18 protein-coding genes and 4 tRNA genes are annotated in these 25,450 nt (G+C 53.7%); 4 read left to right on the top strand and 18 right to left on the bottom strand.

The features are described 5' to 3' along the window. Positions 1-20: 20 nt before the first annotated feature. The 10 genes from BUA49_RS09660 to BUA49_RS09610 all read right to left on the bottom strand — a co-directional run bounded on the left by BUA49_RS09660 (position 21) and on the right by BUA49_RS09610 (position 9,382). Positions 21-1,874, bottom strand: coding sequence for a SurA N-terminal domain-containing protein (locus BUA49_RS09660; RefSeq protein ID WP_072796935.1), 1,854 nt, complete (start codon positions 1,872-1,874; stop codon positions 21-23). Positions 1,875-1,990: 116 nt separating this feature from the next. Further along, positions 1,991-2,263 carry an HU family DNA-binding protein gene (locus tag BUA49_RS09655; protein ID WP_044386154.1) on the bottom strand — a complete coding sequence of 91 codons (273 nt, stop codon included), beginning with the start codon at positions 2,261-2,263 and terminating at the stop codon, positions 1,991-1,993. 238 nt (positions 2,264-2,501) lie between these two features. Then, positions 2,502-4,919 carry an endopeptidase La gene (gene lon, locus BUA49_RS09650; protein WP_072796934.1) on the bottom strand — a complete coding sequence of 806 codons (2,418 nt, stop codon included), beginning with the start codon at positions 4,917-4,919 and terminating at the stop codon, positions 2,502-2,504. Between the two features lie 170 nt (positions 4,920-5,089). Then, entirely contained in the window at positions 5,090-6,373 is a 1,284-nt protein-coding gene (gene clpX / locus BUA49_RS09645) for an ATP-dependent Clp protease ATP-binding subunit ClpX (RefSeq protein ID WP_072796933.1), read from the bottom strand. Between the two features lie 77 nt (positions 6,374-6,450). Then, on the bottom strand, positions 6,451-7,086 hold the full coding sequence (gene clpP / locus BUA49_RS09640) for an ATP-dependent Clp endopeptidase proteolytic subunit ClpP (RefSeq protein ID WP_072796932.1): 636 nt from the start codon (positions 7,084-7,086) through the stop codon (positions 6,451-6,453). 187 nt (positions 7,087-7,273) lie between these two features. Further along, positions 7,274-8,578 carry a trigger factor gene (tig, locus tag BUA49_RS09630; protein WP_072796930.1) on the bottom strand — a complete coding sequence of 435 codons (1,305 nt, stop codon included), beginning with the start codon at positions 8,576-8,578 and terminating at the stop codon, positions 7,274-7,276. A 296-nt stretch (positions 8,579-8,874) separates the two neighbouring features. Further along, positions 8,875-8,959 (bottom strand) — tRNA-Leu (locus tag BUA49_RS09625). 74 nt (positions 8,960-9,033) lie between these two features. Continuing rightward, positions 9,034-9,109: transfer RNA gene (locus tag BUA49_RS09620), tRNA-His, on the bottom strand. Between the two features lie 87 nt (positions 9,110-9,196). Beyond that, positions 9,197-9,273 (bottom strand) — tRNA-Arg (locus BUA49_RS09615). 32 nt (positions 9,274-9,305) lie between these two features. Next, positions 9,306-9,382, bottom strand: a tRNA-Pro gene (locus tag BUA49_RS09610). Positions 9,383-9,609: 227 nt separating this feature from the next. On the opposite strand from BUA49_RS09610, the gene folD reads away from it, so the two are divergent. Beyond that, complete coding sequence (folD, locus tag BUA49_RS09605; protein WP_072796929.1) at positions 9,610-10,467, top strand: bifunctional methylenetetrahydrofolate dehydrogenase/methenyltetrahydrofolate cyclohydrolase FolD; 858 nt, start codon at positions 9,610-9,612, stop codon at positions 10,465-10,467. Between the two features lie 72 nt (positions 10,468-10,539). Here folD and BUA49_RS09600 read toward each other — a convergent pair whose 3' ends face one another. The 3 genes from BUA49_RS09600 to BUA49_RS09590 form a co-directional block, all read right to left on the bottom strand. Continuing rightward, positions 10,540-12,720, bottom strand: a complete 2,181-nt coding sequence (locus BUA49_RS09600; protein WP_072796928.1) for a malate synthase G — start codon at positions 12,718-12,720, stop codon at positions 10,540-10,542. A 136-nt stretch (positions 12,721-12,856) separates the two neighbouring features. After that, positions 12,857-14,245: a cysteine--tRNA ligase gene (cysS, locus tag BUA49_RS09595; RefSeq protein WP_072796927.1), complete on the bottom strand. Its 1,389-nt coding sequence runs from the start codon at positions 14,243-14,245 to the stop codon at positions 12,857-12,859. A 25-nt stretch (positions 14,246-14,270) separates the two neighbouring features. Beyond that, positions 14,271-15,941, bottom strand: coding sequence for a glutamine--tRNA ligase/YqeY domain fusion protein (locus BUA49_RS09590; RefSeq protein ID WP_072796926.1), 1,671 nt, complete (start codon positions 15,939-15,941; stop codon positions 14,271-14,273). 136 nt (positions 15,942-16,077) lie between these two features. Here BUA49_RS09590 and BUA49_RS09585 point away from each other — a divergent pair, with 136 nt between their 5' ends. From BUA49_RS09585 to BUA49_RS09575, 3 genes are all read left to right on the top strand, one after another. Further along, the gene (locus BUA49_RS09585; RefSeq protein ID WP_072796925.1) at positions 16,078-16,587 is read left to right on the top strand and encodes a peptidylprolyl isomerase; all 510 of its coding nucleotides are present in this window, start codon (positions 16,078-16,080) and stop codon (positions 16,585-16,587) included. After that, on the top strand, positions 16,584-17,309 hold the full coding sequence (locus BUA49_RS09580) for a UDP-2,3-diacylglucosamine diphosphatase (RefSeq protein ID WP_072796924.1): 726 nt from the start codon (positions 16,584-16,586) through the stop codon (positions 17,307-17,309). Before BUA49_RS09585 ends, BUA49_RS09580 begins: the two co-directional genes overlap by 4 nt. Positions 17,310-17,380: 71 nt before the next feature. Next, entirely contained in the window at positions 17,381-20,062 is a 2,682-nt protein-coding gene (locus tag BUA49_RS09575; RefSeq protein ID WP_072797805.1) for a mechanosensitive ion channel domain-containing protein, read from the top strand. Positions 20,063-20,093: 31 nt separating this feature from the next. Here BUA49_RS09575 and BUA49_RS09570 read toward each other — a convergent pair whose 3' ends face one another. From BUA49_RS09570 to BUA49_RS09550, 5 genes are all read right to left on the bottom strand, one after another. Then, on the bottom strand, positions 20,094-20,804 hold the full coding sequence (locus tag BUA49_RS09570) for an amino acid ABC transporter ATP-binding protein (protein ID WP_407656691.1): 711 nt from the start codon (positions 20,802-20,804) through the stop codon (positions 20,094-20,096). 79 nt (positions 20,805-20,883) lie between these two features. After that, entirely contained in the window at positions 20,884-21,969 is a 1,086-nt protein-coding gene (locus BUA49_RS09565; protein WP_084063527.1) for an amino acid ABC transporter permease, read from the bottom strand. Beyond that, entirely contained in the window at positions 21,969-23,156 is a 1,188-nt protein-coding gene (locus BUA49_RS09560) for an amino acid ABC transporter permease (RefSeq protein WP_072796921.1), read from the bottom strand. The genes BUA49_RS09565 and BUA49_RS09560 overlap by 1 nt, the downstream gene beginning before the upstream one ends. Before the next feature lie 91 nt (positions 23,157-23,247). Next, positions 23,248-24,273 (bottom strand): amino acid ABC transporter substrate-binding protein, encoded by a 1,026-nt coding sequence (locus BUA49_RS09555; RefSeq protein ID WP_072796920.1) that lies wholly within the window; start codon positions 24,271-24,273, stop codon positions 23,248-23,250. A 254-nt stretch (positions 24,274-24,527) separates the two neighbouring features. Continuing rightward, a complete protein-coding gene (locus BUA49_RS09550) occupies positions 24,528-25,433 on the bottom strand; it encodes a hypothetical protein (protein WP_228704441.1) in 906 nt (301 codons plus the stop codon). Positions 25,434-25,450 lie beyond the last annotated feature (17 nt).

The raw sequence follows: 25,450 nt of genomic DNA, 5'->3' as shown, positions 1-25,450 counted from the left end.
TTATTACCGCAGCGCCTTACTTATGGCCGGGATACTTCAGCTTTGTTTCTCAGGAACTGCTGATACGCTGCGTATTCACGCTGGCCCTCAAGGGAAGCCAAGAATTTGCGCAATTGATCCAGATCTGCACTGTTCTCATCTGCACCACCCTCGTTTACAGCATCCAGCGCGATAACCGCAACACCGCTTCGTGTCATCGCCGTGCCGTAACTCGCACGCCCTTCATTGGGCCGGGCCAGAGAGAAAACAGCCTGGATCACCTGTGGATCTGCACCCGCTGCATTCCGGGCCTGATCTTCAAACTGCTCCCAGTCGCCCGCATTCAGGGCTTCCAGAGACTCCCCCGCCTCTAGGCTGGCAACAATAGTCTCAGCACGCTCATTCAGCATTTCCCGGATTTTACGAGCCTCCAGGCTGCTGCGAATGCTGTCCTGCACATCCTCAAGAGCAAGTTGCTGGGCTTCGCGGTGCTCGCGGACACGGGCAACAACGGAAACATTATCGCCAACGTCGATCAGCTCGGTGTTATACCCACCCGCAAGAACATCTTCCGAGAAAAGTTGACGAACCAGTCCTGCGTGGTCGAACGGAGCCTGACCACCCTCTTTGGTAACACCCTTGGCCTCACGAATTTCCAGACCAAGTTCTTTGGCAGGGCCTACCAGGTCATCTGCGGCGTAGGCTGAATCGGCCAACTCTGCTCTCACTTCTGCATACTTTTCCTGAGCACGCTCGCGGGCGAGTTCAGTGCGCAGTTGCTGCTCAATCTCTTCCAGCGCAGGAACCTCAGATCGACGAACGTCATCAAGACGAATCAGATGCACACCAAAGCTGGTCTTCACCGGACCGGAAATCTTACCCTCTTCCAGTGCAAACAGAGCTTTTTCAAAAGCTTCGTCATAAACGCCACGGCCAGCATAGCCCAGGTCGCCGCCCTCTTTTGCAGATACGGTATCAACAGAGAACTCTTTCGCCAGATCTTCAAAGCTCTCACCGGCTTCGAGACGCTCCTGAATGGCCGCTATGGTCTGCTCTACGTCAGGGCCATCCTCAATCAGAATATGGGACGCACGGCGCTCCTCACGGGCCAGATCGCCAGCGCGCTGCTTGTAGTAAGCTTCAAGATCCTCTTGGCTGATTTCGATCTTCTCTGCCAAGGCACCCAGCGATAAAGTTATGTAAGCTGCGTCCACTTGCTCCGGCTGCCTGAATGCATTTTTGTTTTCCTGGTAGAAGGCCTCAATGTCGGCATCTGTGATCTCAAGCCCACCTGAAACCGCACTTGCGGGAATCTGAACAACGCGGAAGTTCCGGGTCTGGTTCTGGATTCGCAGAAGTTGTTTGGCATTCACGTCTGCAACAAGGCCGCTCTGCATAATGCCGCCGCGGATCTGGTTGACCACATACTGCTTGCGCATGGCTTCACGGAACTCACCCACACCCATCCCAAGGTTGCGTACCGAAGCTACGAAGCGATCACGGTTAAATTGTCCATCAACCTGAAACTGCGGCATCTGGGTGATCAACGCATCGATATCCGCGTCATTGAGCGCAAGCCCTTGGCCTCTGGCATCCTGAATAAGAACCTGCTCCTGAACCAGCGAGTCAAGTACGTCTTTGCGGATCTGATCCTCGTTCAGCATGGCCGGATCAGGGCGTTCCATACCGGCAAGACGGCGCTGGCTCTCCATCTGGACAACCCGCAGGAATTCCCGCTCAGTAATGTCCTCACCATTGACTGTTGCCACCTCCGGCTCGCCGGAGAAGCCACCAATAATGGCATCCATTCCCCAGATTGAGAGGGACACGATCAACAGACCGATAATGATCTTGGCAATAGTGCCTTGGGAATTTTCCCGAATATCTTGAAGCATGTTTGTCCCGAACCCCTTTGCCGGTGCACTTAACGTAAAAAGGCGCACCCTGTCGGAATGCGCCTTGAATTCTTCTTGGCGGCTCCCTTTGACAAGAGCCGCCGGAGAAAGAACCGTTACTTAACGGCGTCTTTCAGGGCCTTGCCTGCCTTAAACCCAGGCACTTTGGAGGCCGCAATCTTGATCTCGGCACCCGTTTGCGGGTTACGACCCGTGCGCGCAGCACGATCTTTCACTGAGAAGGTACCAAAACCGATCAGAGTAACCTGATCGCCTTTTTTGAGGGCACCGGTAATAGAGTTGGTCATTGCGTCCAGAGCACGGCCAGCGGCGGCTTTGGAAATATCTGCAGATTCTGCAATTGCATCGATTAGTTCGGACTTGTTCACACTAAACCCCTTCGCTTTCAGTTTGAAGATGCTATAGGTCGGATTATTTTTTCTCGGACGTTCTCGACTATCGCATAAGCGGTCAGAGAATTCCATTCTTCGATTTTCTTATTCCTTTCGGCATTTAACCGGTGTTCGGAATAGGCATATACTGCGCGGGAGCCCTTGGTATTGGCTGCTTCACGGCGAAACAGTTATACCAATGGGCTCTCCGGCATGTCAACAACTCATCGAAGCTTTAATGTGTATTTATGCGTTCTGCACTGTCACTTTCATCGTCATGCGGCTTGCCTGACCCCGCCTCGGACGATTTTTTAGCCGTGTTCGGCTCCGGTGCGTAAGCCAGCGCAATATCCAGCACTTCGTCAATCCATTTGACCGGAAGAATCTCCAGTGACTCCTTGATATTATCCGGTATCTCTTTGAGATCCCTGACATTTTCATCAGGAATAATAATAGTTTTGATACCACCCCGATGAGCCGCAAGGAGCTTTTCTTTCAGCCCGCCAATGGCCAGAACCCGACCACGGAGCGTAATTTCACCCGTCATCGCGACGTCTGCACGAACCGGGATTTTGGTAAGCGCAGAAACCAGCGCTGTACACATACCAATACCGGCACTGGGGCCATCTTTGGGTGTCGCACCTTCGGGTACGTGAACGTGCAAATCGTGCTTTTCGTGGAAATCGTCCGCAATACCCAGGCCCGGAGCGCGGCTTCTGACAACCGTAAGCGCGGTCTGAATAGACTCCTGCATCACATCACCAAGGGACCCGGTTTTAACAACCCTGCCTTTACCCGGTGTGAGGGCGCATTCAATCGTCAGAAGCTCGCCGCCCACCTGCGTCCAGGCCAGACCGGTTACCTGACCGATCTGATTGGTTTCTTCCGCCAGCCCGTAATTGAACTTGCGCACGCCTGAGTAGTTTTCCAGCAAATCCGGCCCAAGGACTATGGTCGCCTTATCATTGGCCTCCGCGTGCTCACGCACCACCTTCCGACAGAGCTTCGCAATTTCCCGCTCAAGACCACGCACACCGGCCTCTCGGGTGTAATAGCGCACGATATCCCGCAGGGTTTCTTCTGGCAGCGTCAACTCATCCTTGCGCAGTCCGTTCGCCTTGATCTGTTTAGGCACCAGATAACGCAACGCGATATTCACTTTCTCGGCTTCGGTGTAACCTGGAATCCGGATAATTTCCATGCGATCCAACAATGCTGCCGGGATGTCCATGGAGTTGGATGTACACACGAACATGACATCGGAGAGGTCGTAGTCCACTTCCAGGTAATGATCATTGAACGTGTGATTCTGCTCAGGATCCAGAACTTCCAGCAAAGCAGACGCGGGATCACCACGGTGATCCATGCCCATCTTGTCGATTTCATCGAACAGGAACAGTGGGTTTTTTACGCCCACTTTAGACAGCTTCTGCAACAGCTTACCGGGCAGCGCGCCAATATAGGTTTTACGGTGACCCCGAATCTCAGCCTCATCGCGCACACCACCCAGGGCCATCCGGGTGTACTTGCGGTTTGTGGCTCGGGCGATGGACTGTCCGAGGGAGGTTTTACCGACACCAGGAGGCCCCACCAGACACAGCACAGGGCCTTTTACCTTTTTCACACGGCTTTGTACGGCAAGGTATTCGAGAATGCGTTTCTTAACCTCGTCAAGGCCGTAGTGATCCTGATCGAGAATCTTCCGGGCTTTTTCAATATCGTGACGCACACGACTGCGCTTTTTCCAGGGCACGGCCAACATCCAGTCGATGTAACCACGGACAACCGTGGCCTCGGCAGACATCGGCGACATCATCTTCAGCTTGTTCAGCTCCGACTCCGTCTTTTTACGAGCCTCTTCGGGCAGGCCGGCTTCCTCGAGCTTCTGCTCCAACTCTTCGAAATCGTTATTACCCTCACCCAGGTTACCCATTTCTTTCTGGATAGCCTTCATCTGCTCATTCAGGTAATACTCACGCTGACTGCGTTCCATCTGTTTCTTTACGCGGCCACGAATGCGCTTTTCAACCTCGATCAGGTCGATTTCCCCATCCAGCTTACCCAGCAGGAGCTCCACGCGGCGATTAACGTCAAGCGCTTCCAGCAACTCCTGCTTTTCCGGAATGCGCATCTCAAGATGGGCCGCCATGGTGTCTGCGAGGCGTTCCAGCTCTTCGATTCCAGCCAAGGCACTAGAGACCTCCGAAGGTACCTTCCTGGACACCTTCACATACTTTTCAAACTCACCCATCAGGGTTTTCAGGAGCACTCCTTCTTCGCGCTCAGGCAAACCTTCTTCGTCCATCAGCGAAGCGCTAGCGGACAGGTAATCGGCTTCTGAAATATTACTGATCGCAGCCCGGGCATTGCCCTCAACCAATACTTTCACGGTGCCATCAGGGAGCCGTAGCATCTGTAGCACTGTAGCCAGCGTGCCCATTTCAAACACATCATCGGGGCCGGGATCATCCGTGGAGGCGTCGCGCTGGGCCACCAGGAGGATTTCCTTGCTTCCTTCCATCGCGGCTTCCAGAGCCTGAATGGATTTCTCGCGGCCCACAAAAAGTGGGACCACCATGTGCGGGAAAACCACCACGTCACGGAGCGGAAGCAGCGGGTATTCTTGCACGATATCTTCGGGTATCCGGGTCATAAGGAATCCTCTGACGGGGTTTCATTCAGCATATCACCCTTCATTGGGGCGGCTGCTGGAATTGCAATATTTTTACCAAACAACACAGCGTATGGCCCTGCTGATACAAACCAACAAAAAAGGGGCGTTCCCGCCCCTTTTTTGTTTATCCTACAGCAGTGACAGACCAATCAGTCGTCCGGCACAGCTTTGGCGTGATCGGTGTTCGCGTATATCTTGAACGGTTCTGAATCGCCCTTAATGACGCTCTCATCAATCACAACCTTGGAAATATCATGCTCCGACGGAATCTGGTACATGGTGTCGAGCAAGGTAGCTTCCATGATCGAGCGCAGACCACGGGCGCCGGTTTTACGCTCCAGAGCCTTGCTGGCAACGGCACGCAACGCCTCGTCCCGGAAATCAAGTTCTACACCTTCCATGTCGAACAATTTCTGATACTGCTTGGTCAGAGAGTTTTTCGGTTCCGTGAGAATCTGCACAAGTGCATCTTCATCAAGCTCATTGAGTGTCGCAATTACCGGCAGACGGCCAACAAATTCGGGGATCAGGCCATACTTGACCAAATCTTCCGTCTCCACGTTCTTGATGACATCTCCAGTATTTTTAGAGTCGTCCCGGCTGGTAACAGCGGCTGAAAAACCGATACTGCTCTTTTCAGTGCGATCGCGGATCACTTTGTCCAGGCCCGCGAACGCCCCACCGCAGATGAACAGCATGTTGCCGGTATCAACCTGCAAAAATTCCTGCTGCGGATGCTTACGTCCACCTTGGGGAGGTACTGAGGCCACCGTACCCTCGATCAACTTCAGCAGAGCCTGCTGAACACCCTCACCCGACACATCGCGAGTAATTGACGGGTTGTCCGACTTACGTGAAATCTTGTCGATCTCATCAATATAAACAATGCCCCGCTGGGCTTTATCTACATCGTAGTCACACTTCTGAAGCAGTTTCTGGATGATGTTCTCAACATCTTCACCCACGTAGCCTGCTTCGGTGAGCGTTGTGGCGTCGGCGATGGTAAAGGGCACGTTGAGCATTCTGGCCAGAGTCTCTGCAAGCAAGGTCTTACCACTGCCCGTCGGGCCGATCAGCAGAATATTACTCTTGCCAAGCTCAACATCGGCCTTCCCTTCACCGTACCGGAGGCGCTTATAATGATTGTAAACCGCTACCGCAAGTACAACCTTGGCGCGATCCTGACCGATGACATACTCATCAAGCGTATTGCGGATTTCAGCCGGCGTCGGAAGACGATCACTCGGCTCCTCCTGTGCGTTCTCCTGAATCTCTTCACGGATAATATCGTTGCACAGGTCGACGCACTCGTCGCAGATGAACACCGAAGGCCCTGCAATGAGCTTACGGACTTCATGCTGGCTCTTTCCACAAAACGAGCAGTAGAGCAACTTGCCGTTATCGTCGCCTCTGCCGTTTCTTTCATCTGCCATTGAAATACCTCTGATCTCGTTTTGCCGGCGCTTCAGATACCCATACGCCGGCCAGGGTGATGCAATTATTACCAGTATTATTTATTCGGTACGCGCTTATCAAGTATCGAGTCAATCAGCCCGTACTCTTTTGCCTGAGTCGGATCCATGAAATTGTCACGATCCGTGTCCTTGGAGATAGTTTTCAGGTCCTGACCAGTGTGGTAGGCCAGAATAGAGTTCAGAGTATGGCGGATCTTGAGGATTTCGCGGGTATGGATCTCAATATCCGTCGCCTGGCCCCGATAACCACCCAGAGGCTGGTGAATCATTACGCGCGAATTGGGCAGGCAGGCCCTCTTCCCAGCAGCGCCGCCGGCCAGCAGGAACGCGCCCATACTGGCAGCCTGTCCCACACACAAGGTTGAGACATCGGGCTTGATAAACTGCATGGTGTCGTAAATGGACATGCCCGCTGACACAGAGCCACCAGGGCTATTGATATACAAATGAATGTCTTTATCCGGGTTTTCAGATTCCAGGAACAGAAGCTGCGCCACGATCAGGTTAGCCATGTGATCTTCTACCTGCCCAACCATGAAGATCACCCGCTCTTTGAGCAAACGGGAATAAATATCGAACGAGCGCTCCCCGCGAGCAGTCTGCTCGATAACCATCGGCACCAGGGCGGACCTGGTATCCACTGCGGAACCATCGATTGGTTTCTGCGTCATGATGCGCCTGAACTCCTTATGGACAAATGGGGCGTGGCTTTAAACCACGGCATCTTCAGTATTCTTGCACCCTATACTTTGCCAGCCACAAGCAAAGATGAAAACAGCCGGACACGCCGGCTGTTAAAACTGTTCGGCAAGCATGGCCGGAAGCTGATCCGCCCCCGGCCTTGCCACGCTGTCAATATCAGCGCTGAGGTTGCCCTGCCTGAATGGCTTCTTCGTACTTGACCTTCTTTTCCGTGACCGTAGCCTGAGACAGCACATAGTCAACAACCTGATCTTCCAGCACAGAAGACTCGATCTGGCTCTTCTGCTCCGCGTTACCGCTGAAGTGCGCAATAACTTCGTCTGGCTGTTCATACGTTGACGCGATCTCCTGGATCTTTTCGTCAACCTTGGCCGGATCTACTTTCAGGTCATTAACCTTAACGACTTCCTGAAACAGCAGGCCGGTTTTCACACGACGCTCAGCCTGTTCCTGGAAGATTTCCTTCGGCAACTGCTGGAAATCCACCTGACCGCCGAAGCGCTCAACAGCTTCCTTGCGCAGACGATCGATTTCCTGGTCAGACAGAGTTGCTGGAATGTCGACTTCAGTCGTTTCCAGAAGACCGTCTACAACGTCGTTCTTGACCTTGTTAGACACAGCCTGCTTGAGCTCGCGCTCCATATTTTTCTTCACTTCTTCACGGAAGGCGGCTTCGTCTTCAGCTTCAATACCGAACTTGCTGAAGAATTCGGCATTCAGCTCAGGCAGCTGCGGCTCTTCAACTTCGTGAATCGTGATATCAAACTTTGCAGGCTTACCTTTGAGGTCTTCGTTGTGATAGTCCTCGGGGAAAGTCACTTCAATATCAAGCTCTTCGCCGGCCTTGCCGCCAACGATGGCCTTTTCGAAGCCGGGAATCATCTGATCAGAACCCAGGGTAAGTTTGTGGCCTTCAGCGGAGCCGCCCTCAAACTCTTCGCCGTCGATAGAGCCCTTGAAGTCGATGGTCAACACGTCCTTGTTCTTGGACTTGCGCTTGACGGACTTCATGGTGGCCTGCTGACGACGCAGGTTATCGATCATGGTGTCGATATCCTTGTCGGTGATCTCGGAGCTCAGCTTTTCGATGGAGATCTTGCTCAGATCACCCAATACAATTTCGGGAAGAACTTCAAAGATGGCAACGAATTCGAGATCCTTGCCTTCTTCCATTGTCTTGGGCTCAAGCTTGGGCCAGCCCGCAGGGTTAATATCCTGTTCCTGCAGTGCCTTGATGTAGTTGTCGCGCATGATCTCGCCTACGATTTCCTGGCGCACGCTGTCACCGAAACGACGCTTGACCACGCTCATGGGCACCTTCCCGGGGCGGAAACCATTAAGGCGCACAGTACGCGCGGTTTCCTGCAGGCGTTTCTGAACCGCCTGATCAATTTCCTGGGCGGGCACACCAATCGTCATGCGACGCTCGATGTTGGAGGTCGTTTCTACAGACACTTGCATGGAAGATCCTCAAATTTCGGGTTCGGTATATGAATGAAATTAAAACCAAAAGTCCATTCCTGAGCAGTTTCCTCGGAAAAGACCCAAAATTAAAAGCCGATAGTTTATCACGGTTTGCTATGACGAGAGAATCATCTGCCACGGGTAGTTTCAGAGTTTGTGATTACAACGACGACTTAAGGAAGGAGTTGGGGGCAAAAAGAAAAAAACAAAGGGGGTCGTTAAAGGCGTTTACTAGCACCCTGCCTGCTCCCAAATAAAAAAGGCCGTTAGAAAGTATCTAAGGGCCTTTAAAGTGGTACTCCGGGAGGGACTTGAACCCCCACACCTTGCGGCAACAGGACCTAAACCTATCGTGTCTACCAATTCCACCACCGGAGCTAAAAACCTGATAAAACAGAGCGTCAACCGCAACAGTCATGACACCTGGAAAATGCGGAAAACACTTTAAAAATTGGGGTGGACGAAGGGGATCGAACCCTCGACCGCAGGAGTCACAATCCTGAGCTCTACCAACTGAGCTACGCCCACCACATCGGGATATACCTTGCGGCACATTCGACAAAAACTGACCTTCGACTTTGCTGTCTGCGATCCCGATCAAGCCGGCGGCTTTAATGGCGCGCCCGGCAGGACTCGAACCTGCGACCCTCGGCTTAGAAGGCCGATGCTCTATCCAGCTGAGCTACGGGCGCTTGACCGTTCGCCTAGCTGAACATTCAGAAAATGGTCGGGGTAGAGAGATTCGAACTCCCGACATCCTGCTCCCAAAGCAGGCGCGCTACCAGGCTGCGCTATACCCCGTCTGAACTGAACAATATGTTGCATCAGCAAAGTGGCGCGCATATTAACGCCGACAAATGGTTCCGTCAACAGGGAAAATCAATTTCTCTCACAAATCAGCTGCTTCAATCCAATATCCCCACAGATCGCATACCTTTAAACAGCCGTTCGCCAATTGGAGTTGAGCCGCAAGCGTGAGACAATCTACTCTCTCTTATTTTACCAATGCCCAACCGACAAGACGAATCATGAGCGCCAAACTGATCAATGGAAAAGAAATTGCCGCCGCAGTCAGACAACAGGTCGCATCCGGCGTAGAAGCCCGCACCAGAAAGGGGCTGCGAGCGCCGGGCCTGGCCGTGGTACTGGTGGGAAAGGATCCCGCCTCTGAAGTATATGTGGGTAACAAGCGCAAAGCCTGCGACGCCGCAGGTATTCTCTCGCTCTCCTACGACCTGCCTGCAGATACATCCCAGCAAGCTCTGGAAGCACTGGTTGATGAGCTGAACGAAAACCCCCTGGTAGATGGAATACTGGTACAACTGCCACTACCCAGCCATCTGGACGCAGACCCCATTCTTTTGAAAATCCGCCCTGATAAGGATGTGGATGGCTTTCACCCGTATAACATCGGTCGCCTGGTACAGCGTCAGCCCGCTCTCAGACCCTGTACTCCCGCAGGTGTGATAACCCTGCTGGACAGCATCAACACCCCTTATAAAGGCCAGCACGCAGTGGTTGTGGGCGCGTCCAACATCGTAGGCCGCCCCATGATCATGGAACTGTTGCTCAAAGGCGCAACCACCACCGTATGTCATCGTTTTACACCGGATCTGGAAAGATATGTTCGTGACGCCGACATCCTGATTGCCGCTGTGGGTAAACCTGGTCTGATCAAGGGTGAATGGGTTAAGCCTGGCGCCACAGTAATTGATGTGGGCATCAATCGCATGGAGAACGGCAAGCTGCAGGGCGACGTTGATTTTGAAGCCGCTTCAGAGCGGGCTGCATACATTACGCCCGTGCCGGGTGGTGTTGGCCCAATGACCATTGCAACACTCCTGCAAAACACCCTGTATGCGGCGAATGAACTACACAGTGAGTGATTAAACCGCACTTCAGATAATAGAGCAGCCATAAAAAACCCGCCGAAGCGGGTTTTTTATTTGCGGTCGATATTACTGATGGAACTTCTCTTTCGCCTTCAGGCGATAAGCATGCAGCAGCGGCTCGGTGTAGCCATTCGGCTGCTCGCGGCCTTTCAGAACCAGATCCATGGCTGCCTGGAACGCAATGCTGTCAGCAAAGTTCGGCGCCATAGCCCGGTAGGTCGGATCATTGGCGTTCTGCTTATCAACAACCCGCGCCATACGCTTCATGGTTTCTTCAACCTGCGCCTTCGTGCAAATACCGTGATACAGCCAGTTCGCAAGATGCTGCGATGAGATACGCAGGGTAGCTCGATCTTCCATAAGGCCGACATCGTTAATGTCCGGAACCTTGGAACAACCAACACCACTGTCTATCCAGCGCACCACATAACCAAGAATACCCTGAGCATTGTTATCCAGCTCCTGCTGGATATCCGTCTCGGTCAGCTTGGACGGATCTTCCATAACCGGCACGGTAAGGATGTCATCCAGGTTAGCGCGGGCACGACTCTCCAGATTCTTCTGGATCTCTGCCACAGACACCTGGTGATAATGGGTAGCGTGCAGGGTTGCAGCCGTGGGCGAAGGCACCCATGCCGTGTTAGCACCCGCTTTCGGATGACCGATTTTCTGCACCAGCATGTCTGCCATCAAATCTGGCATGGCCCACATGCCCTTACCTATCTGGGCAACGCCACGGAAACCCGTCTCCAGGCCAATATCGACGTTCCACTGCTCGTAAGCACCAATCCATGCAGCCTGCTTCATCTCGCCCTTGCGAATGAACGGCCCAAGCTCCATGGAAGTGTGCATTTCATCGCCGGTGCGATCCAGAAAGCCGGTGTTGATGAACACGGCACGATCCTTGGCAGCATGAATGCAGGCTTTCAGGTTCACCGTGGTACGGCGCTCCTCGTCCATAATGCCGACTTTCAGAGTGAAACGCGGCAGACCAAGAGCATCTTCAACACGACCGAAGAACTCATTGGTAAACGCAACTTCTTCAGGGCCGTGCATCTTCGGCTTTACGATATACACAGAGCCCGTAGTGCTGTTCTGGAGGCGGCCGCCACCTTTGAGGTCGTGAATGGCAATCAGCCCGGTAAAGATGCCGTCCATCAGGCCTTCAGGAACCTCAGAGCCATCCTTCAGCAGAATGGCCGGGTTGGTCATCAGGTGACCAACGTTACGGATAAACATCAGGCTGCGGCCTTTCAGCTTCAGCTGGCTGCCGTCTGGCGCTGTGTATTCGCGATCCGGGTTCATTTTACGGGTCAGGCGTTCGCCGCCTTTTTCGAAAGTCTCTTGCAGATCGCCCTTCATCAGCCCCAGCCAGTTGCTATAGGCCAGGGTTTTATCGTCGGCGTCCACTGCGGCAACCGAATCTTCGCAGTCCATGATGGTTGTCAGCGCAGACTCCATCAACACGTCTTTTACGTGTGCTCCATCGTCCTTGCCAATCGGATGGCCAGCATCGATCTGAATCTCGAAGTGCATGCCGTTCTTGACCAGAAGAATACCGTTGGGCGCATCAGCCGCACCGGTGTAGCCAACGAAACCTGACTCATCTCTCAGACCGGTAACGTCGCCGTTCTGAAGTTTTACGACCAGCTTGCCGCCGGCAACCTGATACAAGGCCGCATCTTTGTGACTGCCAGAAGCCAACGGAGCAGAGCTATCCAGCAGATTGCGCGCAAACTCAATAACCTTGGCGCCACGCACGGGGTTGTAACCACGGCCTTTTTCCGCACCGTTGTCTTCAGAAATGGCGTCGGTACCATACAGTGCATCGTACAGACTACCCCAGCGCGCATTGGCTGCGTTCAGTGCAAAGCGGGCATTCATGATCGGCACCACAAGCTGCGGACCAGCCATGGTAGCGACTTCGGGATCAACATTGGCGGTAGAAATCTGGAAATCCGCCGGTTCTTCTTCCAGGTAACCGATATCCTTCAGGAAGGATTTATAGGCTGCCATGTCCAGTTTCTGACCCTTGTGGTCGCGGTTCCAGCTGTCCATTTTTTCCTGGATAGCATCGCGCTTGGCCAGCAACTCCCGGTTCCGTGGCGCCAGGTCATTAACGATCTTGTCGAATTCCGCCCAGAATTTTTCTGCATTCACTCCGGTACCCGGAATTGCCTCGTTGTTCACGAAGTCATACAAGTTCTTTGCGACCTGAATGCCGCCGAGTTGTACGCGCTCTGTCATCGTTCTTCGCCTCAGTGGGTTAGCCCTGTCCCGAAAGCCGCTCAGCGGTCGGGCTCGGTAAAATCGAGGGCCGTATTGTACGGGAAATTCCCTACAAGGTCATTTCCCAAAGCACAACACGACTTTGGTAATAGCGTCAGCTACGCCGCCAGTTTGTTCCCTCACGGGAATCATCCAGAATAATACCCTGCTCTGCCAGCTCATCACGAATGCGGTCGGCGCCGGCAAAGTCCTTGGCCTTACGGGCACCGGCTCGAGCCTGGATTTTCGCTTCGATGTCCGCTGCACTCAATTCGCCGCCGGAATCCGCCTGGAAGAACACGTCCGGATCCTGCTGCAACAGGCCAAGAATTGCGCCAAGCCTGATCATTACGGTCGCCGCTTCTTTTGCCTCGCCATCACGGCCTTCACGGCGGTGCTGATTGATGTCGTTGGCCAATGCGTGCAGAACTGAAATCGCGCCGGCGCAGTTGAAGTCATCGCTCATCAACTCCACAAAGCGCCGGTCGTGGTCTGTCTCAGGCACATCGCCGGAGTTCGCTGGCACAATGCCACGCAAAGCATGATAAAGCCTGGCAAGAGATCGCCCCGCCTCAGCAAGGTTATCTTCAGAATAATCGACCTGGCTGCGGTAGTGGCTGGAAACCAGGAAGAAGCGTACCACTTCGGGCGGATAGCGCTCCAGAATCTCCCTTATAGTGAAGAAGTTGCCCAAAGACTTGGACATTTTCTCCTTGTTCACACGGATCGCACCCGCATGCATCCAGGTATTTACAAAGGTGTGGCCTGTCGCGCATTCGGACTGGGCAATTTCGTTTTCGTGGTGGGGAAACAGCAAGTCCGGCCCGCCACCATGAATGTCGAAGGTATCGCCCAGGCAGCGATTCGACATGGCCGAACATTCAATATGCCACCCAGGGCGACCATTGCCCCAGGGCGACGGCCAGCTTACCTCGCCTTCGCCGGCTGCTTTCCAGAGTGCAAAATCAGCCGGACTGCGCTTGGCTTCGTGTACATCGATGCGCGCTCCGGCAAGAAGATCCTCAAGCTTTTTCTTACTGAGCTTTCCGTAGCCTTCGAACGACTCAACGGAAAAATACACGTCACCGTTATCGGTGGCGTAGGCATGATCAGATTCAATAAGCGTGTTGATCATGGCGATGATCTCAGCGATGTAGTCCGTCGCCCGCGGCTCTGCACTGGGCGAAAGCACACCAAGCCTGGCTTCATCCTCATGCATCGCGGCAATCATGCGCTCAGTGAGATCGGTAAACGGCTCCCCGTTCTCCTCAGCACGCCGGAGAATCTTGTCGTCGATATCGGTTATGTTGCGCACATAAGTCACATCGTACCCACGATTGCGCAGATAACGGGTTACCACATCAAAAGCCACCAACACCCTGGCATGGCCCAGGTGGCAGTAGTCATAAACCGTCATTCCACACACATACATCCGAACCTTCCCCGGCTCGATGGGGGTGAAGATTTCTTTTTGCTGGGTGAGCGTGTTGTATATCCTGATCACTTCTGGTCTCCCAAATGCTTACCCCTTATTTACCCCAGGAATCCCGCAAGGTAACGGTGCGATTGAATACCGGCTTGCCGGCTTTGGCGGTCAACTCCTGGTCACAAAAGAAATAGCCTTCCCGCTCAAACTGGTATGGCAGATCAGTGCGAGGGGTCGCCAGACTGCGTTCTACCCGCGCGCCCTCAAGCACCACAAGCGATTGCGGATTAATGTGATCAACCATGTCGCCTTCTTTGTCGCTGTCGGGTGACTCATGGTTGAACAGACGGTCGTAAAGATTGATATCACACCCTACGCTGTCGCTCTCAGAGACCCAGTGGACAACGCCGTTGGGCTTGTAGCCCTCGGGGTTAACGCCCAGCGTGGACGGATCGTATTCGCAACGGAGTTCGACAATCTCGCCATTGGCATCCCGCACCACTTCCTTGCAGGTCATTACATAGCCACCGCGTAGACGAACTGCCTGATCAGGCGCCAGGCGCTTCCACTTGCGCGGCACTTCTTCAATAAAATCTTCCCGATCGATATACAGAGTCTGGCTCCAGGTAACTTCACGCTGCCCCATGTCAGGGTTCTGCGGATGCACCGGCAACACCAGGGTCTCGGTTTTGTCGGCCGGGTAGTTGGTGAGCGTCACCTTCAGCGGGCGCATCACACACATGGCGCGGGGCGCACGGGTATTGAGGTCTTCCCGGATAGCGAATTCCAGCATGCCCATGTCCACGGTACCACCGGCTTTGTTTACGCCGATCATATCGCAGAAGGTTCGCAGCGATTCCGGTGTGTAGCCCCGGCGACGCATGCCTGAGATGGTGGGCATGCGTGGGTCGTCCCAGCTGTCTACCAGGTGCTCATCCACCAGGCGCCTGAGCTTACGCTTGCTGGTGATAGTGTAGTTCAGGTTGAGACGGGCAAACTCAATCTGCCGCGGCTGACACGGGGCAGTGATATTATCCAGCACCCAGTCGTAAAGCGGGCGGTGGTCTTCAAACTCCAGCGTACACAGGGAGTGAGTAACTCCCTCCATGGCATCCGAGATGGGGTGGGTGAAGTCGTACATCGGATAGATGCACCATTTATCACCCGTCTGGTGATGCTCTGCGTAACGAATGCGGTAAAGGATGGGGTCGCGCATGTTCATGTTGGGAGAAGCCATATCGATCTTCGCCCGCAACACCAGTTCGCCGTTTTCATATTTCCCGTCACGCATGTCACGAAAAAGTTTCAGACTTTCCTCTGCAGGGCGTTCGCGGTGCGGACTGTTTCTGCCGGGCTCTTTCAGGCTTCCACGGTATTCCGCCATTTCGTCCGCAGATAGCGCACACACATAGGCCTTGCCTTTCTCAATCAACTCTTCTGCAAAATAATATATGGCATCAAAGTAGTCAGAGGCATAACGCGCATCTCCAGCCCAGGTGTAACCCAGCCATTCAACATCCTTTTTGATGGCGTCGATGTACTCCTGGCTCTCCTTCTCCGGATTTGTGTCATCAAATCGCAGATTGCACTCGCCGGCAAATGTCTCAGCAATGCCAAAGTTAAGGCAGATCGATTTGGCGTGGCCGACGTGCAGGTAACCATTAGGCTCAGGCGGGAAACGTGTCACCACCTGACCGGTATGCTCGCCGTTGGCGACGGCGTCTTCAATCAGGCTCTGAATAAAGTTATGGGCTTTCTTTGACTCGGCGCTCATACAATCTCTGTTAAAAGAAGTGGGTCATAAACCCGCTATTATACTCATAAATCAGCGCCGGACTCATGCATCGCCGGAAACTCTTGAGTACAATACCTGCTTTAACCGATTCAAACTCAACGAACAGGAAACCCTGATGATTCTGCTAACAACCAATCACGGTGATATCAAGCTCGAACTGGATTATGAAAAAGCCCCTGAAACCGCAAAGAACTTTGAACAATATGTTCGCGACGGCTTCTACGACGGTCTGATTTTTCACCGGGTAATCAGCAACTTTATGGTCCAGGGTGGTGGCTTTGAACCCGGCATGACCGCCCGCAAAACCCGCGAGCCGATCAAGAACGAGGCCGATAACGGCCTGAGTAATATGCAGGGCACCGTCGCCATGGCCCGCACCATGGATCCACATTCCGCCTCTGCCCAGTTCTTCATCAACGTGGAAAACAATGGCTTCCTCGACCACAGCGCCAAAAATGCCGAAGGCTGGGGCTACTGCGTGTTCGGCAAGGTTGTGGAAGGCATGGATACGGTTAACGCCATCCGCGCTGTGCGCACAACCATGGGCGCAGGCCACCAGGACGTACCTTCCGAGGACGTGGTTATCGAGAAAGCCCGCGTTGTAGAGGACGGAGGCGCAGCGTGACCACGCTGTTTATTTCCGATCTTCACCTGGAAGAGTCACGCCCCGACATTACCGGGGCGTTTCTCGGCTTTCTGAAAGAAGAAGCGCCCGGCGCAGAGAAGCTGTACATCCTTGGTGATTTTTTTGAGGCATGGATCGGTGACGATGAGCGCACGCCTCTGCAAGAGCAGGTCGCAGCAGCGCTCCGCGCGCTGAGCGAAAACGGCACCAGGATCTTCCTGATGCACGGGAACCGGGACTTTTTGTTGGGTGAGGATTTCTGTGACCGGGCCGGCGCTACGTTGCTGGACGACCCCACGCTTATCGACCTTCAGGGCACCCCCACCCTGCTGATGCACGGTGACAGCCTTTGCACAGCCGATGTCGAATACCAGAAATTTCGCGCCAACATGCGCAACCCGCAAACGCAGAAGCTCATTCTTGCACGCCCTCTCAAAGATCGTCAGCGAATGGCCCGGCAACTCCGGGAGTTGAGCATGGCTACAAACCGCGGCAAAGCAGAGGATATTATGGATGTCACTCCAGACGAAGTAGTGCGAGTGATGGAAAACCATAATGTGTCGCAACTTATCCATGGCCATACTCATCGGCCCGCGGAACACGAGTTGGAAGTAAACGGCGAGGCCGCAAAACGAATTGTTCTTGGCGACTGGGACGAAAACGTATGGTGGCTGGACTCAAGGCCGGGACAGAAGCCAGAGCTGAAAAAAACGCCGCTCTGACGCACCTGAAAGCAATCGTTACCGAGAATAAAAGACGCAAGCAGGGCCGCCAACGCGAGGATCGCAAACACATGAAGCAACGCCCTACCCGTTATGCATTCCTTACAACATGGATGGCCGGGGTTCTTCTGCTCTGCTTTTCAACATTACCTGCACTCGCCCAGGAAGCAGAAGCCCCCCTCCAACCAACGAAAGAGGCGTCTCAGCAAACCGATAAAAAACCCCTGGAGCAAGAGGAATCCAGGCCAGCCGTACAACCGGAACTCGAGGCAAGTACAGATGCGCCTCCGGAAATTGAACTGCCGGATGCGGTCAATACCGGCATACAGGAACAGGTTCGTGCGCTGCAAGTCTCGCTCGACCAGCGCCAGACTGCTGTAGCGGCAAGTCGGGACAGGCTTAAATACGCCGAATCCATTCTTACCCGCCTGCAGGATGAGTACAAGAGTTTCGAGCTTAGGCTTGAGAAAGCCGGGCTTAACCTGACCTCCAATTATGCTGACCTTTTAAAACAGAGGCTTGAACGTCTGCAACGGCAGAGTATTGCCAGCGACCTGATTGAGGGGATCGAGAACAATCTCTCTACAGCAAGGGAAGAGCAACTGCGGCTGGAGGAATTTGAGGCCATTGCAGGGCCAGGTAAAGATGCTCGCGGCCAACTGCGTAGCCGACGCTCTGATCTGCTTCGGGAGCTCCACAGCGCCGTCACAGAGCACATTGAAGTTCTCAATGAATACTACAGCACGGTGAGCGCACTTCATGACCAGGTGCAGGACTACCAAAAGCTCTTGCAGCAACGATTGTTCTGGCTTCCCAGCGCAACGATTGTAAATTCAGAAACTGTCGGAGAGCTTTACGAATCCGGCAAGTGGTTTATTTCCCAACTGCGCTTTGAGGCACTGAGCGAAGCCATTAACCAATCGGTGAACAAGCGCGGAGGTCGCATAGCGCTGATGGCGCTGCTGCTTATCGTGCTACTCATAAAACGGAAGGCGATCATAAACGACATTGTGGCTCACAGTCGCCATATCGGAAATGTTGGTCATGATCGAACGACTTTTACACTGCGGGCGCTGATCGACAGTGCTCTGCTCGCATTACCGGGTATTTTTGTATTTTCTCTGGCTGCCCTGTTGCTAATGGAAGGCAATGCATTTTTCTCTGCGCTTTCCAAAGGGTTTACTGCAGCTGCTTTCATCGTGTTTTTGCTCTCTTTTATCCGCAACGTTGCCCGTGAACAAGGGCTTGGAGAAATCCATTTTCACTGGAATGCCAATTCCTTGCAGGTTATCCGTCGGGAATTGCCAGTACTGATGGCATTTGTTATTCCGGTCGCTGTTATAACCACGTCGACGAGCTCAACACCTGAGGGCGCTCAATTCGATGACAGCCTCGGTCGCCTGCTATTCATCCTTGTTTCCATCGTACTGGCCGTGTTCGCACAACGCATCATGAAGGCCGTGAGAGCTTACAAATCAGAAAGAAGCTCCCTGCTTTTTTTGCATTTTATTGCCGTGACAGCTCCTCTTGTACTGGCCGCAGCGTCCATCATTGGTTACCACTACACGGCCCTGCAGCTTGAACGCAACCTGTTCATTACCATCTGCTGGCTGGCATTCAATTCACTGTTGTACTATCTGGGCCTCAGGGTTATTTCAGTGCGTGAGCGCCGGCTCACCCTGGAGCGTCTAAGAGAGCAGCGAGCTGCCGAACGCAAGATGGCAGAAGCCAGAGAAGCGGCAGACTCTTCCGGTGAAGGCGTTCTTTCAACTCTGGACATGCCGGAAATGAACCTTAAAGATATCAGCCAGCAGAGCTCCTCACTGCTAAGGATTATGGTTTCTGCCCTGGCCGTGGCCGGTCTGGTGTTTCTTTGGGCCGATGTTATACCCGCACTTCAACTATTTAACGACATCACCCTTTGGACCATTGCCACTGACCTGCAGGGGGGCGACCCACTACCTATCACGCTAGCCGATGCACTACTCGCTCTTCTGGTAGCTGCAGGTACTGTTCTTGCTGCGAAAAATCTCCCGGGAACCCTGGAAGTAATGGTATTGAGCAGGATGAATCTCGAACCCGGGTCCGGCTACGCCGTCACAACAATCACTACCTACATTCTCGTGATCATGGGCGTGGTGATCTGCCTTGGGGTGATTGGTGTTCAGTGGTCTAAATTGCAGTGGTTGGTCGCAGCGCTCGGAGTAGGTCTTGGCTTCGGACTGCAAGAGATCGTCGCCAACTTTGTATCTGGCATCATTCTCTTGTTCGAACGACCGATCCGGGTGGGTGATACAGTAACCATTGATGGCATCACCGGCACGGTTGCACGCATACGTATTCGTGCAACCACGCTGGTCGACTGGGACCGAAAAGAACAGATTATTCCTAACAAAACCTTCGTAACCCAGGATCTGACTAACTGGACACTATCGGATCCGATTACTCGCGTTATCCTTCGAGTGGGTGTTGCCTACGGGGCCGATGTGGACAAAGTTCAGAAAATACTCATCGAGGTCGCACATAATAATGAACGTGTAGTGGATGAGCCTGCACCCGCAGTTTTCTGCGTCGGGCTCGGAGACAGCAGCATGAATTTCGAGGTTCGGGTTTTTGTCAAAGACCTGCTGGACATCATGCCGCTGTCCCACGAAATACACGCATCCATCACAAGAGCTCTGACCGAGGCAGGTATAAACATTCCCTTCCCGCAACGGGATATTCATGTTCGTACCCTACCGGAGGCACGGTAGGGTGGGTGCTTCTTGCGAGGGCGCTTATTCGTTAATGCTGCAAAATCTGCTGCAGGAACTGCTGGGTGCGTGGTTCCCTGGGGTTGCTGAAAAATTCGTTGGGCGGCGCCTCTTCAACAATTTCGCCTCCGTCCATAAAGATCACCCGGTCCGCTACGGTCTTGGCAAAGCCCATTTCATGGGTCACGCAGATCATGGTCATGCCGCTTCCGGCAAGCTCGACCATGACATCCAGGACTTCCTTGATCATTTCCGGATCGAGCGCCGACGTGGGCTCATCAAACAACATGATTTTGGGCTTCATGCACAATGCCCTGGCGATGGCCACGCGCTGCTGCTGACCACCTGATAACTGCCCCGGGTACTTGGTGGCCTGGTCTGGAATTTTTACCCGCTCAAGATACTCCATAGCGGCTGCCTCAGCCTCCCGACGGGGTATCTTGCGCACCCATATGGGCGATAAGCAGCAGTTTTCTAGCACCGTGAGGTGGGGAAACAGATTAAAGTGCTGAAACACCATGCCCACTTCCCGGCGCACGCTGTCGATGTGACGAACATCATCGGTAAGCTCAACGTCATCAACAATGATCCTGCCCTGCTGATGCTCTTCAAGGCGATTGATACACCGGATAAACGTAGATTTCCCTGAGCCGGAAGGGCCACAAATTACAATGCGCTCGCCCTGATCGACTGCCAGATTCAGATCCTTGAGAACGTGGAAGTCGCCGTACCATTTGTGCATACCTTCCACACGGATAATACCCTGCTTATTCTCAGCCTGTGTTTCTGTAGATTCGGGATGTTGTGTCATAGTTTTACCATCAGGTTTTGTGGCCAGTATCGAGTTTGCGTTCAAGGTTCTGGCTGTAGCGGGAAATCCCGAAACAGAAGACCCAGAAACAGAAAGCCACGAAGACGTAGCCCTCGATCGCAACGTTCTGCCAAGCTGGGTCCGCTATCGTTGACTGGACCGCTCCGAGAATGTCGAACAGGCCAATAATCAGCACCAGGGTGGTGTCCTTGAACAGTGATATGAACGTATTCACGATGCCGGGAATAACCAGTTTCAATGCCTGGGGCAGAATAACCAGCCCCATCTTGCGCCAATAACCAAGGCCCAAGGCGCCAGCAGCCTCATACTGCCCCCGTGGAATAGCCTGAAGCCCGCCCCTTATCACCTCAGCCATATAGGCCGATTGCCACAAAGTGATGCCGATCAGTGCCCGCACCAACTTCTCGAAGCTCACCCCGTCCGGAAGGAACAGAGGCAACATCACTGAGGCCATGAACAACACCGTAATCAACGGCACGGCCCGCCAGACTTCAATAAACACCACGCAGAGGCCCCGGATAATCGGCATCTCCGATCGGCGCCCAATCGCAAGCAGAACTCCGATAGGCAGAGACGCCAGGATTCCAATATAAGCCAGGATCAGTGTGAGCATGAGGCCGCCCCATTTCGAGCTTTCCACCGCTTCCAGCCCCAGAATCCCCCCCGGAATCAGCACGTAACCGATTATCGGCAGGCCCGTCATACCGAAGATTCCAAGCCATTTACGACCGGGAAACCCCTCGATAAACTGAGGCACGAACGCAACCGCCAACAGTGCGAACATGATATCGACCCGCCATTGCAGCTCGCCCGGGTAGAAACCATAGATAAAGAAATTCAGGCGCTGATTTACAAACAGCCAGCAAGCGCCCTCACCCACACAGTCCCCTGGACCAGAACCCTGGAAGGTGGCGTCCAATAGCACCCAGTTCAACAGAGGTCCGACACTGGTGACCAGCAGGTAGCCAACCACCAACGTCAGCAAGGTGTTGTACCAACTGGAAAACAGATGCGTGCGCATCCATTTGACCGGCCCGAGGTTCTTTTTGGGTGGTTTTAATTTCGATTCGGTCATCATCGCTCCTTGATCGCCGCGGCCCGGTTGTAAATGTTCATGAGCATTGAAATCAGCAGACTGATCGTGAGGTATACGGCCATCGTGATGGCAACAACCTCCACCGCCTGGCCTGTCTGATTCAGGGTGGTACCCATAAATACAGAAACCAGGTCCGGGTAACCGATGGCGGTTGCCAATGACGAGTTTTTAACGAGGTTCAGATACTGGCTGGTGAGCGGCGGAATAATTACCCGCATCGCCTGGGGAATAACAATCAGCCTCAGAGTCAACCCGCTCGGCAGACCCAGGGCTTTGGACGCTTCAGTCTGCCCCTGGCTGACGGACAAAATGCCCGAGCGCACGATCTCTGCTATAAAGCTTGCCGTGTAGAGCGAAAGCGCGATCCACAGGGCAGCCAGTTCGGGGATCAGTGAAATCCCTCCGCCAAAATTGAACCCCGTCAGCGCCGGCAACTCCCATTCCAGCGGCCGTCCTGCGATGAAAAACGCCATGAGCGGCAGCAGGATCAGAAGCGCGGTGCTCACCTTGACCGTCGGAAAGATCTTCCCGGTCGCCTGCTGACGCCTTTTTGCCCACATCCGGACGCCCACAACCGCCACAATGGCCACCAGAATCGCCGCCCAGACCAGCCCGAAGCCTTCCTGAGTTATCGGCCCGGGCAGATACAGACCGCGGTTATTCAGAAACAACGCACCGCCAACCTCGACGCTTTGTCGTGGCGACGGCAGGCTGGCTAGCACCGCGAAGTACCAGAAGAATATCTGCAGCAAAAGCGGGATGTTGCGAATGATTTCGATATACACCAGTGCAACTTTAGCCACCAGCCAGTTACTGGACAGGCGCGCAACGCCAACCAGGAACCCAATAATGGTTGCCGCCACGACGCCCATGGCAGATACCAGCAGTGTATTGGTCAGACCTACCCAGAAAGTGCGCCCATAAGACATGGTGGCGTCGTAAGGCACCAGATGCATGATGATGCCGAAGCCGGCGGTCTCGTCAAGGAACCCGAAACCGGTACTGATACCCCGACTCTCCATATTGGAGAGCGTATTATCGATCAGAACCCAGCCGGCCCAGAACACCACGGCCAGTGAAACAACCTGGAAAAACAGAGCTCGAACCCGCGGGTCATACAAGGGCCTCGCCCCGGAGGGTCTGGAATCAACGGTTTGTTTTTTCATGCCTTGCCCCGAAAAGCTTCCCTGTATTACACAGCGTCAGAGTAAACACCGGGGGCCTCGTGAGGGCGCCCCCGGCTAAGCCTTTCAGGTATTAACGTACTGGCGGTGCATAGAGGATACCGCCGTTTGTCCAAAGGGCGTTGATGCCACGCTCAAGACCAAGCGCCGTATCAGGGCCCACGTTGCGGTCGTACATTTCGCCGTAGTTGCCAACCTGCTTCACGATGGCATGACCAAAGTCATCCGGTAGCCCCAGTTTGGCACCCATATCACCATCCGTTCCCAACAGGCGCTGGACGTTCGGGTTATCCGACTTCAGCATCTCGTCCACATTGGCCATGGTAACACCCAGCTCCTCGGCGTTGATCTGGAGAAACAATACCCACTTGACGATGTTGAACCACTGATCGTCACCCTGGCGCACAACCGGGCCCAGAGGCTCTTTTGAAATAGTGTTCGGCAGAATCTTTGCGGTATTCGGGTCAGCGAGCTTGGATCGCAAAGCTGCGAGCTGGGAACGATCGGATGTCAGCACATCACAGCGTCCTGCAGCAAAACCCTGGACAGTCTGTTCGGACGTATCAAAAACGATCGGTTTGAATTTCATGCCCTTGGCCCGAAAATAATCCGAGAGATTCAACTCGGTGGTAGTGCCCGCCTGAATACACACGGTGGCGCCGTCAAGCTGCGTCGCATCGTCTACGCCAATGTTCTTGTTAACAAGGAATCCCTGCCCGTCGTAATAGTTCACGCCCGCGAAGTTAAGCCCCAACGACGTATCCCGGGTAAGAGTCCAGGTGGTGTTTCTGGACAACATGTCAATTTCGCCCGACTGCAACGCAGTAAAGCGCTCCTTGGCGGTCAAGGGCGTAAATTCAACGGCCTTGGCATCTCCAAAGATAGCTGCGGCTACTGCCCGGCAGGTGTCAACATCAATTCCCGTCCAGTTGCCTTTCTCATCGGGCTGGGAAAACCCGGGAAGACCACTGGTCACACCACACTGAAGGTTGCCTTTTTCCTTTACGCTTTCCAGGGTTGTTGCTGCAAAAGCGCTTGTCGTCGTGAGTGCACCTGTTACAAGCGCCATACCAAGAGCTACCGATATCATTTTTTTCATTGTCGTCTCTCCGAACATTTGTGGGCTACTTCGCAATAACTGCCAGGAACTACCCCAGCAAATTACGAGCCATGCGGGGCAAATTATTGTTTATAAGTCTTTCTTTTTACTTTCCCGGCTCTAACCACCATTCCGGCGCTCCTGAGACAATAATCCGGCCCCAAAAAGGCACAATCGCACAATACAACGCGCCATTTTGAGGCGGCAGCATAGAACCTTGTCATTACAAGGTAGAACAAAGTTTGGAAGTACAACTAGTTTTTAGCGGATTTTTCTGCAGAACTGGTTACATCGTCCGGTTGCTTGTAGGTTTCCAGGCGTTTCAGCCAACCTTTCAGCCAGCGGGTTTTCTCGATCGGATTGCCTGCGTTGTCAGCCCTTCTGGTGAGAACCCTTGCAGCCGCTTCCCGGAACCGTTCCAGTGTTGCGGCTCCCGGATTGGATTCCATGGCCAGCAGTACTTGCCGGAGCCCCCAACCCTCATCGTTGTAGCGCTCTGCGTCTGAAAGGCCCTCTCCCTTGAAGTTGACATAATCCATCAAGGCATAGATCCCACCCGGGGTAGAGCTCAGGGCATCCAGATCGGTTTTCAATTGTGCTCTCCGGTCTTCGGGCACAGACTCGGCGATCTTCGTAAGTGAGGATTTGGCGCGTCGGAAGATAAACTCCGCCTGTATTCCCTGGGTCCCCGCCAAAAATTCCCGAAGCTCGGCGACTTTGACTGAATTTTCGACAGACTCAAAAGATGCCTTGTCTGCCCAGGGCGCGTCAAATGGCTCAAGCTCCCTCAACCATGCGGGGATGTTGAGTTGGCGCTGCTTCATGTATTCAACAAGAACAGGAAAGCTTTCCACAAAACGCTCGTTAATCCCTTCCGGATACCAGATGAAATGGCCGATACCCAGCGAAGGAAACGCCTCCGATTCATTCCAGTGAACAAGGCACTGAAACTGGCCGGCGCATTCATTCTGGAATATTTTCTGACCTACCCAATCCAGCTGGCCAGGTTCAAGGACAATAGAAATATCAGTGGCAATGTCTTCCGGGGCCACAGACATTTCTTTCAGATCGCCGGCTTCTGATCCATTCTCTCCGGAATTACAGCCAGAAAGCAGGAACATGCACGCCAACACGACCATCCTTGTTACGTTGCTAACCAATTCATTACCTCATCAAC

The sequence above is a fragment of the Marinobacter antarcticus genome, from assembly GCF_900142385.1.
Classification (GTDB): Bacteria; Pseudomonadota; Gammaproteobacteria; order Pseudomonadales; family Oleiphilaceae; genus Marinobacter; species Marinobacter antarcticus.
Note: the sequence above shows the minus strand (reverse complement) of the source record. Positions and strands in the feature narration are given on the sequence as shown.